This window comes from Candidatus Sulfotelmatobacter sp. (genome assembly GCA_035504415.1).
GTDB lineage: Bacteria > Vulcanimicrobiota > Vulcanimicrobiia > Vulcanimicrobiales > Vulcanimicrobiaceae > Vulcanimicrobium.
In genome coordinates, this window is the sequence record DATJRY010000012.1 from 131,158 (window position 1) to 144,546 (window position 13,389).

16 protein-coding genes are annotated in these 13,389 nt (G+C 69.0%); 8 read left to right on the forward strand and 8 right to left on the reverse strand.

Annotation, left to right across the window (positions count from 1 at the left end):
• Positions 1-194: 194 nt before the first annotated feature.
• On the forward strand, positions 195-401 hold the full coding sequence (locus VMD91_10345) for a helix-turn-helix transcriptional regulator (protein ID HTW84457.1): 207 nt from the start codon (positions 195-197) through the stop codon (positions 399-401).
• 1 nt (position 402) lies between these two features.
• Here the strand turns inward: VMD91_10345 and VMD91_10350 are convergent, their stop codons facing one another.
• Complete coding sequence (locus VMD91_10350) at positions 403-1,254, reverse strand: helix-turn-helix transcriptional regulator (GenBank protein ID HTW84458.1); 852 nt, start codon at positions 1,252-1,254, stop codon at positions 403-405.
• A 126-nt stretch (positions 1,255-1,380) separates the two neighbouring features.
• On the opposite strand from VMD91_10350, the gene VMD91_10355 reads away from it, so the two are divergent.
• The 3 genes from VMD91_10355 to VMD91_10365 are packed head-to-tail and all read left to right on the forward strand — an operon-like array spanning position 1,381 to position 4,086.
• Positions 1,381-2,061: an SDR family NAD(P)-dependent oxidoreductase gene (locus tag VMD91_10355; protein ID HTW84459.1), complete on the forward strand. Its 681-nt coding sequence runs from the start codon at positions 1,381-1,383 to the stop codon at positions 2,059-2,061.
• Positions 2,062-2,110: 49 nt separating this feature from the next.
• The gene (locus VMD91_10360) at positions 2,111-3,031 is read left to right on the forward strand and encodes a DMT family transporter (protein HTW84460.1); all 921 of its coding nucleotides are present in this window, start codon (positions 2,111-2,113) and stop codon (positions 3,029-3,031) included.
• 17 nt (positions 3,032-3,048) lie between these two features.
• Complete coding sequence (locus VMD91_10365) at positions 3,049-4,086, forward strand: aldo/keto reductase (GenBank protein HTW84461.1); 1,038 nt, start codon at positions 3,049-3,051, stop codon at positions 4,084-4,086.
• Here VMD91_10365 and VMD91_10370 read toward each other — a convergent pair.
• Positions 4,055-4,252 (reverse strand): hypothetical protein, encoded by a 198-nt coding sequence (locus VMD91_10370; GenBank protein HTW84462.1) that lies wholly within the window; start codon positions 4,250-4,252, stop codon positions 4,055-4,057. The two genes, VMD91_10365 and VMD91_10370, sit on opposite strands and share 32 nt — an antisense overlap.
• A 101-nt stretch (positions 4,253-4,353) precedes the next feature.
• Here VMD91_10370 and VMD91_10375 point away from each other — a divergent pair, with 101 nt between their 5' ends.
• Positions 4,354-5,211, forward strand: a complete 858-nt coding sequence (locus VMD91_10375; protein HTW84463.1) for a helix-turn-helix domain-containing protein — start codon at positions 4,354-4,356, stop codon at positions 5,209-5,211.
• Between the two features lie 16 nt (positions 5,212-5,227).
• On the opposite strand, the gene VMD91_10380 is transcribed toward VMD91_10375, so the two are convergent.
• Both VMD91_10380 and VMD91_10385 read right to left on the reverse strand, forming a co-directional pair.
• Positions 5,228-6,106, reverse strand: coding sequence for an NAD(P)-dependent oxidoreductase (locus VMD91_10380; GenBank protein ID HTW84464.1), 879 nt, complete (start codon positions 6,104-6,106; stop codon positions 5,228-5,230).
• 50 nt (positions 6,107-6,156) lie between these two features.
• Positions 6,157-8,010: an FUSC family protein gene (locus VMD91_10385; GenBank protein HTW84465.1), complete on the reverse strand. Its 1,854-nt coding sequence runs from the start codon at positions 8,008-8,010 to the stop codon at positions 6,157-6,159.
• 29 nt (positions 8,011-8,039) lie between these two features.
• Between VMD91_10385 and VMD91_10390 the strand changes: the two genes are divergently transcribed.
• Both VMD91_10390 and VMD91_10395 read left to right on the forward strand, forming a co-directional pair.
• A complete protein-coding gene (locus tag VMD91_10390) occupies positions 8,040-9,464 on the forward strand; it encodes a prolyl oligopeptidase family serine peptidase (protein HTW84466.1) in 1,425 nt (474 codons plus the stop codon).
• Positions 9,454-10,578 (forward strand): hypothetical protein, encoded by a 1,125-nt coding sequence (locus VMD91_10395; protein HTW84467.1) that lies wholly within the window; start codon positions 9,454-9,456, stop codon positions 10,576-10,578. Before VMD91_10390 ends, VMD91_10395 begins: the two co-directional genes overlap by 11 nt.
• 9 nt (positions 10,579-10,587) lie before the next feature.
• Here the strand turns inward: VMD91_10395 and VMD91_10400 are convergent, their stop codons facing one another.
• Genes VMD91_10400 through VMD91_10410 form a run of 3 tightly spaced genes read right to left on the reverse strand, consistent with a single transcriptional unit; the run spans position 10,588 to position 12,257 of the window.
• A complete protein-coding gene (locus VMD91_10400) occupies positions 10,588-11,745 on the reverse strand; it encodes a UxaA family hydrolase (protein ID HTW84468.1) in 1,158 nt (385 codons plus the stop codon).
• A 4-nt stretch (positions 11,746-11,749) separates the two neighbouring features.
• Positions 11,750-12,010: a hypothetical protein gene (locus VMD91_10405; protein ID HTW84469.1), complete on the reverse strand. Its 261-nt coding sequence runs from the start codon at positions 12,008-12,010 to the stop codon at positions 11,750-11,752.
• 31 nt (positions 12,011-12,041) lie between these two features.
• Positions 12,042-12,257: a hypothetical protein gene (locus tag VMD91_10410; protein HTW84470.1), complete on the reverse strand. Its 216-nt coding sequence runs from the start codon at positions 12,255-12,257 to the stop codon at positions 12,042-12,044.
• Between the two features lie 153 nt (positions 12,258-12,410).
• On the opposite strand from VMD91_10410, the gene VMD91_10415 reads away from it, so the two are divergent.
• On the forward strand, positions 12,411-12,752 hold the full coding sequence (locus tag VMD91_10415) for a UBP-type zinc finger domain-containing protein (GenBank protein HTW84471.1): 342 nt from the start codon (positions 12,411-12,413) through the stop codon (positions 12,750-12,752).
• A gap of 34 nt (positions 12,753-12,786) precedes the next feature.
• On the opposite strand, the gene VMD91_10420 is transcribed toward VMD91_10415, so the two are convergent.
• Positions 12,787-13,305 carry a hypothetical protein gene (locus VMD91_10420; protein ID HTW84472.1) on the reverse strand — a complete coding sequence of 173 codons (519 nt, stop codon included), beginning with the start codon at positions 13,303-13,305 and terminating at the stop codon, positions 12,787-12,789.
• Positions 13,306-13,389 lie beyond the last annotated feature (84 nt).

Consider the following 13,389-nt stretch of genomic DNA (forward strand, 5'->3'; position numbering starts at 1 on the left):
CCCAACTGTCAACGTCGTGCATGGAGCGCCGAACGGGTGCGGCCTATCATCGGCGCATGCTCACCTGCGACGTGGACGCGCTCGCGAGCGCAGAGGACTCCGAACGCCGCCGTCTGTTGCGAGCGTTCCTAATGCAGTGCCGCTCACGGTTGGAACCGGTCGAGGTCGGGCTGCCCCGAACCAATCGCCGCCGCGTGCAAGGTCTGCGCCGCGGCGAGGTCGCCGAGCTGATCGGCGTCAGCGTCGACTGGTATCGCTACTTCGAGAGCGGCCGCCCGGTGCGCGTGTCGACGCGCTTCGTGTCTCGCCTCTCGAACGCGCTACGGCTGAGCGCGACGCAACAGCTCATGCTGTTCCAGTTGGCGTTGCCGGAGATGTATCATCTCGGTGGTCAGGCCTGAGTTAGGACAGCGCGACCGACGTCAACTCTGCCAGCGTACTCATGATCGCCCGCTGCTCGACGGAATAATCGTGCTCGCCCAGATGCTTGACGGTGAAGCCGCCGATGAGGCCGCTGCGCGAACGGACCCGCGCGTGGAGCAGCGTGCCGAGGTTGAGTTTCGGATCGCAGAAAATGCCGCGATACGCGGCGCGCACGGTCTTCGAGGTGTAGACGTCGGGCGTACCGACGTCGCCGGCTAGCGAGAGTTGCGGATAGAACAGAAACTCGTCGACCTCGGCCGGTGTCATCCGCGACGTCGCCGCGGCGTAGGCCTCGCGGTTGTGCTGCCCCATGCCGCGGTCGAGGACGTACGGCCATTCCCACTCGCCCTCGCGCAGCCGGCGAACGTAGAAGACCAGATCGGCGTCGTCGACGACGGCGGCGACCTGTTCGGCGACCGTCTCGAGCGCCTCGACCTCCGTGGTCGCGGACCAAAGACGTCTCATCGCGGCGCGGACGACGGCGAAGCTCTCCAGCACGAGGGCGGACTCCGCACCCACCTCGAGCGGGCCCAGCTCGGGCATCGCCAGGTGAAAGAGTCTCGCCCGCTCCGGCGCGTCGAGCATGAGCACGACGGCGAGGCGTTCGAGGACTTTTGTCGACGTCCGGATCGTCGAGCCGGTCTCCAGCAACGAGTACCACACGCGACTGACGCCGACGGCTTCAGCCATCTCTTCTTGCGTCACCGGGCGTCCGCGGCGCGTGGGCAGCCGCTCGTGATCGCCGAGCACGCGGACGTGCGGGTCGATTCGCTGCCGGTGCCGGCGCAGAAAGACGTTCAGCTGCCTGGCCTCGGGATCTGCGATCGCCATGGTACAGATGGGAACCGCGCGACGGTCGGAATGGTGGCGTCTCGTCGTCGGACGCTCGCTTGCCGGCAGCGATGCCAAGTATCAGTTAATAGACGCCGCATCCCCCTTGCGATACGACGTCACGAGATGAGTCACGGAGAACCGGAGCGACAACCGGCGTGCGTCATCGCCGGGGCCGGGCCGCATCTCGGCCTGGCGATCGCGGCGCAGTTCGCAGCGCAAGGATTTGCGGTATACATCTTGTCACGCTCGCCGGCGCGGCTGGAGACTCGGCTCGAAGCGCTTCGGGCGGGAGGCTTCGCGGTCGAGGCGGCGCACTGCGACGTGACCGACTCGCGATCGGTCGATGTCGCGCTCGGCCGCGTGCGCCGGTGTCACGGCCACTGTGACGTCTTGATCTACAACGCCTTCGCGGCCTCGCCGAAGAACGCGCTCGAGCTCGACGCGCAGACGCTGAGCGACGACGTTCGGGTCAGCGTCGGCGGCGCGCTGACGCTCGTTCACCAAACCGTCGCGGGGATGCGGGCCGCGGGCGGCGGGACGGTCTTGTTCACCGGCTGCTTGGAGCCCGCTGCCGAGGAGAACACCTCGCCGTCGGGTGCGATCGGCAAAGCCGGACTGCACGCCCTGGCCGAGTATCTGATGCGCGAGCTCGAGCCGGACGGCATTCGCGTCGGCGTGGTCTCGGTCAGCGCGGAGATCCACACCGCCGCCGGCTACGCCGGGCGCGCCGCCGAGTGCTTTTGGGACATGTTCGTGACCAGCGAGCGAAACTACGAGCCCCACGTGCGGGTGGTCGGATGTTAAGCCGTGCTTTGCAGCCACCGCGCGCGTTCCGCGTTATGGTGAGCGCACGATGACGACCAGGCAGACGTTGGTGTTCCGGTTCGCCCCGATGCTGGCGATGGTGGGGTTCGTGCTCATCTTCGGCTACAACTGGGTCGTCATGAAGGTCGGCGTCGCCGACATTCCGCCGTTCGCGTCCGCCGCGGCGCGTGCGCTCATCGGGGCCGCGACCCTGTTCGTCGTCATGCTCGCGATGCGCCGCTCGCTGCGGCCGCCCGCCTGGCGCCCCACCGTCGTGGTCGGACTGCTGCAGACGACGGGGATGCTGGCGCTGGCGACGTGGGCCGTCGTCTCCGGACCGTCGGGGAAGGCGGCGGTCTTGGTCAACAGCATGCCGCTGTGGATCCCGCTCTTCGCGTGGCCTCTGCTGGGCGAGCGCGTCGGCGCACGCTGGACGGCGATCGTCGTCGGCGTGCTCGGCATGGCGCTGATGATCGACCCGCGCAGCCCGACCGGTTGGCTCAGCGATCTTTCGGGCCTTTGCGCCGCGGTGGTATGGGCGGCGGCGGCCGTGGTGACGCGGCAGGCGCACCACGACGAAACGTTCGATCCCCTCTCCTTCACCGCGTGGCAAGTGCTCATCGGCAGCGTGCCGCTGATCGCGCTGGCGCTGATCGTGCGCGGTGCGACGCCGCTCCTCACCACCTCCGCACTGCTCTCCGTCGCCTATAACGGCGTGTTGGCCACGGGTCTCGCGTTCGCGCTCTTCACGTACGCGATCAAACGGCTACCGTCGTCGGCCGTCGGCGCCGCTTCCTTGAGCGTGCCGATCGTCGGCGTCGCGGCTGCCTGGCTGCAGCTCGGCGAACGTCCGTCGGCGCTCGAGTGGAGCGGCATGGCGTGCGTCGTCGGCGCGCTCTACTTGATGGCCCATCCCGTCACGCTTCGCCGTACGCGCTCCCCCGAGCTGGCGCTGCCGCCGCACGTCTGAAGAAAGAGGAAGTGGTCGTGGAACTCACCGAGATCGACCGGACGAACATTCGCCTTTCGCGCATCGGCTTGGGCACGTGGGCAATCGGTGGCTGGATGTGGGGCGGGCCCGACGACGAGGCCGCCATCGCGACGATTCGGCGCGCGCTCGACCTCGGCGTCACGCTGATCGACACGGCGCCGGCGTACGGACAAGGTCACGCTGAAGAAGTCGTCGGCCGGGCGCTCGAAGGCAGGCGCGCGGGGGCGGTCATCGCGACGAAGGTGGGCCTCGAATGGGACGAGCACGGGACGCCGCACCGCAACGGCTCCGCTGCGCGAATCCGAGCCGAAGTCGAAGACTCGCTGCGGCGCCTGCGTACCGACTACATCGACGTCTACCAGGTGCATTGGCCCGATCCCGACACGCCGATGGAAGAGACGGCGCGTGCGATGGGATCGCTCTACGAGGCGGGCCTCATTCGCGCGGTGGGCGTGAGCAACTTCTCGCCGGCGCAGATGAGCGAATTCGCGAAGTTCGCGCCGCTGCATACCGTGCAACCCCCATACAACCTGTTCGAACGCGAGGCCGAGCGTGACGTGCTCCCGTTCGCACGCCGGCACGAACTGACCACGCTGACCTACGGCGCCCTCTGCCGCGGGCTGCTGAGCGGGACGCTGACCGCGCAGACCAGATTCACCGGTGACGATCTGCGGCGTGTCGACCCGAAGTTCCAACCGCCGCGTTACGAGCAGTACCTGCGCGCCGTCGCGCGCCTGGACCAGCTCGCGCGCACGCGCTTCGGCAAACGGGTGATCCACCTCGCGCTGCGGTGGGTACTCGGCCAGCCGGGCGTCGGCGCGTCCCTCTGGGGCGCGCGGAAGCCCGATCAGCTGAGCGCGTTGCCGGGAGCGCTCGACTTCACCCTCGACGACGCGACGAAAGCCGACATCGACCGCATCGTGGCGGAAGAAGTCCACGATCCGGTCGGTCCCGAGTTCATGGCTCCGCCGCTTCACGCGACGGTGAGCGGCGGAGGACGGTTCAGACGCTCTGCTTCTTGTGCGCGCAGCTGAAGTAGTCGGGCCGGCCGTGCACGGGCGTGCAGGTGACCTCCATGTGCCGCGACACGTGATGATCGTGGCGACAGGACGCTTCTTTGCAGATTGCGCCTTGGTTGGTGGCGTCACACTGCGGGCCGGGATGCTCGTGCACTTCGGTTTCCATCGTCGGTGCGGTCATGTCGAGAGCTCCTCTGCGGGATCGGTGAGGGCTCGATTCTATCATCGGGGACGGCGAAAGTCTGCCAAGCGACAGTGGACAATTCGTATCCCGTGAGCAGTGTGTGGCGCGCGGACGATGAGCGATCGGGGACGCTCGGCAGCCTCCTCAAACGGTGTCGCGCCCGCCTCGAGCCGGACTGCCGTTCGTTCGGCCCACATTTGCGCCTCCCGGTTCGCGTGGGGAAGGCGGTCACGCAGGAAGAGCTCGCCGAGGCCGTCGGGATCAGCCGCCAGTGGTACGCAATGCTGGAGAACGAGCGCCCGCCGCGCGTCTCGGCCGCGCTGCTCGCACGTCTCGCCGAGGCGCTCGTGATGGATCGTACGGAGCGCGACGAGCTGTTCCGGCTCGCGCTCCCCGAGCTCCGTTCCGCGCAACTGACGGATCGCTCGCGCGCGCTGCTGGGGATCCTGCGACCGCTGCGACGGCTCACGCGACACTTGTTGGCTGCCACCTCGGAAGCGGAGGTGCTCACGATGATCTGCGAGCACGCGATGACGGAGTTGCGCCCCGACCTCGCGGTGGGCCGAACGCGAGTCGGCGTCGGCCGCTGGGAGTATGCGGGGGCGGGCGACGACTCCGGCGGCGAGCGCGTGCAGCGGCTCGACGAGTTGCTTCGCGAGCGCAAGGGAGAAGCGGCCGTCGATCACGCGCTGTGCTACCCGGTCATCGCCCAGCCCGGCGAGATCCTGACCCGCTACGAACGCGACCATCGTCTCCCGGACCAATCGGCGACCGATCGCGGGGAGCTCGATGCCGTGGGTTGGCCCGACCTCTCGTTTGCGATCGCGTGCGTTCGAACCCCGCGCGGCTTCGTCGGTCGCGTCCTGCTCGTTCACCAGAGCGGTCACGAATACTCCGAGACCGAACGCGCGGAGCTGAGCACGCTCGCGGAGTTGGCATCGCTCGTTTTGCGCTGACGCGGCAGCGCGCGCGTTACCGCTGCGGCGTCAAGGCGAGATAGGCTCCGACGACGTCGCGATCGCCGAAACCCGCGGCCAGCGCACGGTCCCATTGGCCCGCAACCGAGTCCGCTGCCGGCAGCTGCTGATGCCGTCGCTGCGCCTCATCGATTGCGAGGTGCAGGTCTTTGGCCGCGAGTGCGAGCGAGAAATCCGGATCGAACGCGTCGTGTTCGATTCGGTCGAGCTTCGCCAGCGCCCAGGGCGCGTTGAGGGCGGTGCTGGCGAGACACGCGGAGACGTCGCTCAACGCGAGGCCCAAGGACTGCGCCAGCGCGGCCGTCTCGGCGATCCCTTCGCCGAGTATGGCGAGCCACGTGTTGAGCACCAACTTCATACGGGAACCGGTTCCGGGTTGGTCCCAACGTATCGTCTTCTTCCCGAGCGCCGCGAACACGGGCTGCAGCGTATCGAGCGCCGCGGGCGCACCGGATGCGAGGATCAGCAACGCTCCCTGCTCGGCGACGCCTTTGGACCCCGAGACGGGCGCGTCGACGAACTGGACGCCGGGTCCGTGCTCCGCCGCGAGCGCGATCGCGCGTTCCGTCCCTTCGACCCCGATCGTGCTCATCTGGAGCCAGATCGCGCCGCTGCGCATCGCCGCCAGCGCCCGCGGCATCGTCTCTTCGAGCGAAGCGATCGTCGGGACCATGGTGAGCACGACGTCCGCGCCGCGCACCGCGTCTTCGGGGGAGCTCGCAACCTGGACTCGGGACCGGTCGTCACCGAGCCGTTCGATCGCCGCCGGCGATCGATCCCAGACGCGAACCTGCATGCCCGCGCCGAGCAAGCGCCGGACGAAGGCCGTTCCCATCGTCCCCGTTCCGAGAACCGCGATGTCGAATGCTGCCATGGTCCCCGGAGCGTAGCACGGCCGAAAACACCGGGCTGCAAAGCCTGGCTTTACATCGCGGTCGGGCGTGGAGTCTCCACCAGGCGATCGAGCGCCGCGCCCAGCGCTGCGACGAACGCAGCGGCGCTTCCCTCCACGAACGCCGGCTCGGCGGGATCGGGCGGCGTAGCCGACGGGTTCGGCCACGCGGGGTCGTCGTCGATCATGTTCGACAAGCGGTCGAGCGTCTGGCCCACGCCGGCAACGACCGCCGCACCGGGCTGGTCGCGCGGTGCGCAGGCGGCGTTGCGCGCGTAGTACGTGCACAACTCGACGGAGCGCAGCCAGAGCCGCGCGAAGCGTGAGGCGCCGGCGAACGTCGGCCCGGAGCGGAGCGGCCGCACGCGCGTGCGCAGGCGCCGTACGGCGGCGTCGAAGCGACGGCTCGCGCTCTGCGCGTCAGCGACTCCCCCGCCGGCGATGGTGTCGATGCCATCCCGTAACGCTTGCAGCGCTGCGCGCGCGTCGGCGCGGAAGATACGTCGCGTCGAGGTCGGGAGGATCACGAAGGCGGCGAGGCCACCGCAGACGACGCCCGTCGCGACTTCGAACAGCCGCGTGAGCAGGACCCCTTCCGTGAACCGGCCGAGCAGCTCGTAGATCATCACCAGGCACACCGTCACGAAGAACCACGCGACGCCGAGGCCGACGCGTAGAAAATAGGCCGCGAACAGCAAGCCCAGAAAGAGCACGACGCTTTCGAGGGTGACGTCGTGCCGCACGAGCAAGCCGGCCCCGGTGCCCACGACGACGCCCAGCACGGTCCCGAGAAAAGCCGCCCAGGCGCGCGCCAGCGTTTCGCCGGCCGACGTCGTTCCGGTGTAGACGACGAACGTCGTCAGGACCGCCCAGTACCAGCGATCCGGCGCGATGCGCTCGCCCAGAACGATCGCGAGAGCCGCGGCGAGGGTCACTTGGATCGCTTGCCGCGTCGACGGTCGCAGCCGGTAGGCGACGGCATCGCCCGACTTCGTTGCTTCCGTGACGATGGCATTTCGTTGCGGGCTCGATGCATTCGGGTCGCCGGCGGCGGACGGCGTGACGTGATGAACCTCCGCGATCACCTCCGCCAGTGCACGATCCGTCGCCGCTCGATGGCCTCGGTCCGCGTCGAGGCCGACGTGCACCACGGTCCAATTCTCCGCGGCCACCTCGGTGCGGAAGATGAGGTCGTCGAACATCCCCGCGACGACGCCTTGCTCTTGCACGGCGAGCATCGTTTCGTTGACGCGAGCGTTGTTCATGACGACGAGCGCCGCGCGGTCGTCCGCCGACGCGGGACGCGCGGTCTCTTCCAGGACGAGGCGCAGCTGCGCGCGGACGGCTTCGATCACCCAAAACAGCGAGCCGCGCCGGTGTTTGGGCAATACGACGAATCGCGTAAAGAACGTCGATGCCGTCCCCAGGACGAGCGCCCCGGCGAGCGCCGGCAACAGCGCCGTTTGCGCTTCCACGAACAGCCCGAAGAAATACGCGAACGTCGCGACGATGCCCAGCGCCGTCCAGCGCGGTCCGTAGCGCCGAATGTAAATGCTGACGAACAGCACGACCAAGAACACGAGGTCCTCGTGAAGGACGTCGCCCATCGTCGCGCTCGCCAGCGCTAATCCGCCGATCGCGGGCAGCGGGACGAGCGCGGTCGTCAGCCGCCGGCACGCGACGGTGACGTCGTTCACCGCGATGCCGCTGATCCAGCTCGCGATCGCGCCGACCAGCACGACCACCTGCGCGCCGCCGTGCCGATCGGCGAACGCGAGCAGGACGACCGTCGTCAGGGCGACGGCGGCCGTCGTGCGGGCGGCCGTGTCGAGCCGCGCCAGACCGGGATCCGCGATGAGAACGCGGTCCCGGATGCGCTCGCCCATACTCGCTAGAAGCGCCATCTGCCCCTCCCGTGCTAGACTGGCGTATGGGCGCCCTGCGCACAACATCCTTCGCGGCGACCGTGGTGCTCGCACTCTGCTCGACGACGGTCTCGGCGCGCGGTCAGAGCGTGCTCGAGTCACGCGGCGTTCCCGCGGTGGTCATCCTCGATCCCGGTGCGGCCGCGGTGTCGGCGCCGAGCCGCACGCTGGGCCGCCTGCTCCAGCGTGCCGGGTTCGCGACCCTCACGGTGACGCGCGACCCGCTCGGCGGCGCCGCCGTCCTCGCACGCCGGCCGTCGGTGCGCGGCGACGACGTCGCGATCGTCGGCTACGGAAGCGGGGCGTCGACGGTCCTCGCGACGATCGTCGAGCGCTACGCCCTCGCTGTTGCGCACCGGCCCGTCTTTCGATCCGCCGTGGCGTTCGCACCGGTATGCGCGCGCCGCTATGGAGATTGGATCGGCCGGTCGCTGGCGGGCCAGGCCGGTCGGGGTTCGACCGGTGCGCCGCATCAGGGCGACGTCGCGCGCAGCGGACTGTATCGCACGGCGACGCCGCTCCTGATCGTCGGCGGCCAAGCGCAGTGCCGCGAGCTGGCGCGCGATTCGTACATGCACGAGTATTTCGTCCGCTACGCGAGCGACGACGCCTCTGCCGGCGTGCAGTCGTTCCTTGCGCAGAACGCGCAGTATACCGACGTTTCGTTCCCGTCCACCCAGCCGGGCACCACGTTGACCGGCGAGCTCACGCGGCCCGCCGGTTCGGCGAGCGTGCCGACGATCATCATCTCGCCGGGCACCGCCGGCATCGAAGGCTTTTCGTTTTGGGAGCGCCCGTGGGCCCGGCGCCTGCGCGATCTCGGCTACGCGTCGCTCATCGTCGACAGCTACCTCTCGCGCGGCTCCGCCTGGAAGAACCACTGGCGGATCGACGCGCGCGCGACACGCGCGCGCGACCTGCTCGACGCGCGCGCGTATCTCGCCGCGCAGCCGTTCGTCGCGGCGTCATCCATCGGGCTCCTCGGGCGCTCGAGCGGTGGGACGACGATCTTCGCGGCGATCGTTCAGGACGCGAACGCGCCGGCGAGTCCACCGCCCTTTGGGCTCGAGAGCCCGCCGCCGTTCGCGGTGGCGGTCATCGACTACGGCTACTGCCAGCTTGCCTACGGCGATTGGCCCGGAGGCGTGCCGGCACCCAGCGCCGCCATCGGGTACCGCACGACGGTTCCCGTGCTGCTCCAAGTCGGCGCGGACGATACCACGGTGTCCGCCGCCGCCTGCGGAGCGCTGGCGCGAAGCGCGCACCAGGTCGGCACTCCCCTCACGCTCGTGGTCTATCCGGACGTCGGCCATCGTTTCGACGCCGGGGTCGTCGAAACGCCGCCGGCCACCGTCCGCGCCTCGATCCAGCGCATCACGTCGTTCCTGGAAACGCAGCTCCGCGGTGCGCGCTAGTCGCATGCACGGTCCTCACGGCCCGCTCATGGCGGGCTTGTTGGCAACGCTCATCGGCGGGTGCGCGGGCAGCAGCGGCCGCGCCGCCGCGATCGCGGCGGCGACCGCGAGTCCGACGCTAGCGGCCGTCGGTGTCGGCGCCCCGGGCGAGTCCTCGTCGGCGATCCAGCACACGCTCGGCAACCAGACCTTCACCGCCACCAACGTCAACGGCACCGGGACCATCCCCGTTTTCGCGGCCAGCGCGGTCGTCGCGCCGCATCCCGGCATCACCCGCGTCGTCGTGATCGTCCACGGCGAGCAGCGCGACGCGGGCCAGTACTACGACGACGTGACCGACGCCGCGACCGACGCCGGCGCCGAGGCGAACGGCGCCTTCATCGTGGCGCCGCAGTTCCTGAACACGACCGACGTGGACGATCCGCAGAACGCCGCGACGCTGCCCTCGACGACGCTCGGCTGGCGTGTCGACGAGTACAGCGACGGCAAGGATGCCCAGATCCCGGCCGCCGTCAGCGCGTTCGACGTGCTCGACGACCTGGTGGCCGCCTTCACCAACCGCGCCGACTACCCGAACCTGCAGACGATCGTCATCGCCGGTCATTCGGGCGGCGCGCAGCTGGTGGGCCGCTACGCGATCGTCGGCACCGGATACGAGAGCGCGATCGGCGCCGGGTACGCCGTGCGCTTCGTCGTGGCGAGTCCGTCGAGCTTCCTCTACTTCGACGCCGACCGTCCGCGCCACGGCAGCTACGAACCCGGCAACGCGACCGCGTGTCCGACGTTCAACTCCTGGCGCTACGGTTTCGGTTCGGCCCCGCGCTATGTCGGCGGCGCCGACCCGTCTCAGCTGTGGCAGCGCTTCGTCGGGCTGAACGTCACCTATCTCTCGGGTCCGCGCGACACCAAGCGGAACGGCTCGATCGACCAGTCGTGCGGCGCCGAGGACGAGGGCGTCGACCGCATCGACCGCGCGCTCAAGTACTACGGATACCTGACGTTCCGCAACGGCGGCACGCCGATTCAACTGGAGCACGTCGTGCAAGGCGTCGGGCACGACGACCACGCCATGTTGACCTCGGCGCCGGCGATCGCCGCGCTCTTCGGTCCCTGACCGGGCGCTTCAGGACGACGGCCCGATGCGCGTGATAGCGAAGTCCCGGAAACCCAGCGCCTCGGCGGCCGGCTCGCGGCCGTTCGCGGCGGCGACGATCCACGCGAAGATCTCGTCGCCGACATTCTCGAGCGTGCGCGTTCCGCTCAGAACCGTCCCCGCGTCGACGTCCATGTTCTCGCGCATCCGCTCGAAGAGCGGCGTGTTGGTCGCGACCTTGATCACGGGCGCGATCGGCGAACCCGTCGGCGTTCCGCGCCCGGTCGTGAAGACGACGATCTGCGCTCCGCCCGCCACCATGCCGGTGAGCTGCTCGATGTCCTGACCGGGCGTGTCCATCACCACCAGGCCGCGCTCCGAGGGCCGCTCCGCGTACTCGACGACCTCGCGCAGCGGCGTGGAACCGCCTTTGTAGGCGGCGCCCAGCGACTTCTCTTCGATGGTGGTGATACCGCCGGCGATGTTGCCTTGCGTCGGATTGCCGTAGCGCATGTCGACGCGCATCGTGCGCGCACGAGCCTCGACCCGCTCGATCAGCTCGTAGAGCTTGGCCGCGACCGGCGGCGTCGCTCGCGCGCCGAGCAGATGCTCCGCGCCGACCAGCTCGGGCACCTCGGCCAGAATCACCGTTCCGCCTTCGCCGACGACGCGGTCGCTGGCGTGGCCGAGCGCCGGATTGGCGGTGATCCCGGAGAAGCCGTCGCTCCCGCCGCACTCGGTCCCGACGATCAGCTCGCTCACCGAGCACGTCGTGCGCGCATAGCCCGCGACCTCGGCGAGCAGCGAGCGCGCTAACTCGATGCCGCGCGCGATCGTCTCGGTCGTGCCGCCGGCGTCTTGGATGCCCAGGACCTCGACCCGCTGCCCGCGCGCGACGATCCCGGCGGCGAGCGCCTGCGACTCGTTCGTCTCGCAGCCCAGGCCGACGATCAGGACGGCTGCGACGTTCGGGTTGGCGGCGAACCCGGCCATGGTGCGCTGCGTCTGCTCGAAGTCGGCGCCGACCTGCGAGCGCCCGGCCGGGTGCGTGACGGTGACGGCCTCCGGAACCGCCCGTCCGATCCGCTCGACGACGTGGTTCGCGTCCATCACCGCTGGGAGCACTAGGACGTGATTGCGGATCCCAACCCGCCCGTCGGGGCGCCGGTAGCCCTGGAACGTCGTCATGACGCTACTTTTTCTCGATCGTGAAGCCGAGCTCTTCGAGCACTTTGACGGCGCCGGATTTGCCGCCCTCGAAATCGGCCGAGGCCAGCTTCTCGCCGGTGGCCAGTTCGTAGGCCACGCCCAAGATTGCTTTGGGCGGGTAGCGGTGCTTGTTCACCACCAAATCGTAGGTCGTGGTCGGACCGAACCCGCTCTGCGCGAAGAATCGGTCCGCTCCCACCTTGTCGTACTCGTGGATCGCGCGCACCACGTGATCGCGAGTCACGCGGGACCAGGTTATCACCATGTGCTCATCCTCAGTCGGGTGCCGGTGCCCACGCCAGGTCCGAGGCGGGTACGTCGAGCAGCAGGTTGAGGTCGTCGTCGCGGAGGTCGAAGACCCAGACGTCCCGGTGCGCGCGCCGGTCGATGACCGCGAACGCGTGACCTGCCGCGAACGTCCCGTCTTTGTTCGAAAGCGGGCGGACGATGGTAACGCGGTCGCCGACGTCGATCTCGCGAGGTGTGAACATCTGCCCTCCAGCGCAGGCCCCACGTTGCGTTTTCCATACCTTCCGAACGCCTCCCCTGCCACGAGCGCGCCCTTCTTCGCTTAGGGAGGGAGTGGCAGGGGCGGCATCGGGAAGGTACTCCTCACCCCCTAGTGTCATCGAGGGAAAATGCACGTGAAGGAAGTCGATCCGACCGTAAAGCCGTCGGGGACGGGTTGCGTCGAGTGCCTCGCCTCCGGCAGCTGGTGGCTGCATCTGCGGCGCTGCACCGCGTGTGGGCACATCGGGTGCTGCGATAACTCGCCGAACCAGCACGCCCGCAAACACGTGCACGAGAGCGGTCATCCGATCATCGCGAGCTTCGAGCCGGGCGAAGACTGGTTCTACGACTTCCGCTCGGACCAGATGTTGCCGACCCAACCGCTGGCGCCGCCGCTTTCACATCCCGCCGATCAGCCGGTCCCGGGCCCACGCGGACACGTCCCTCACGACTGGGAAGCGCGCCTCCACCCGTAGCGCACGGCGCGGCTCGAGGATCGGGACGAGAGACTCACCATCGCGGCTGCTCGTCGCCGATCGTTGCGTCGTACCAATGCACGAACGCGAACAGGAACAGCAGCCCGGCGCCGATGAGTATCGCGGTCACCGCCGCGGCGTAGACGCCCGCCAACAGCTCGCCCGGCACGACAATCGCGTTCGCTGTCAATGCCAGCGCGGTGAGGTCCATCGCCAGCGCATAGATCACCACCTGGAACGGCAAACGCGTCGGGTTCACCGCGCGCCGGCGGTGCGGAAATGTCAACGCCCAGCTCCCGAGAATGACCGCCATGACGCCGCTCGAGACACGCCAAGCGATCGGCGCCGGGGTTCCGGAGAGCATCAACAGCGGCGAGAGGATCGAGCCGAAGGTCGTCATGAAGCCGAGCTCGACCCACGTGCGCGTCACGAAGCTGTCCCACTTGGTCATGCGACCCCCGAGCATTTGCCGAAGGATCATCGTCAGGACGGACAGGCCCGTAAAGGTCATGCCGACGGTCGCGATCGTGTAGAGATAACCGGATGCGTCCACCGCTGCTCCTCTCAGGCGCATCGAAAGCGAGTGCTGCATTGTCGCAACCGAGCGCGAACTCTTGCCCGGTCGCGCGGAACGCGG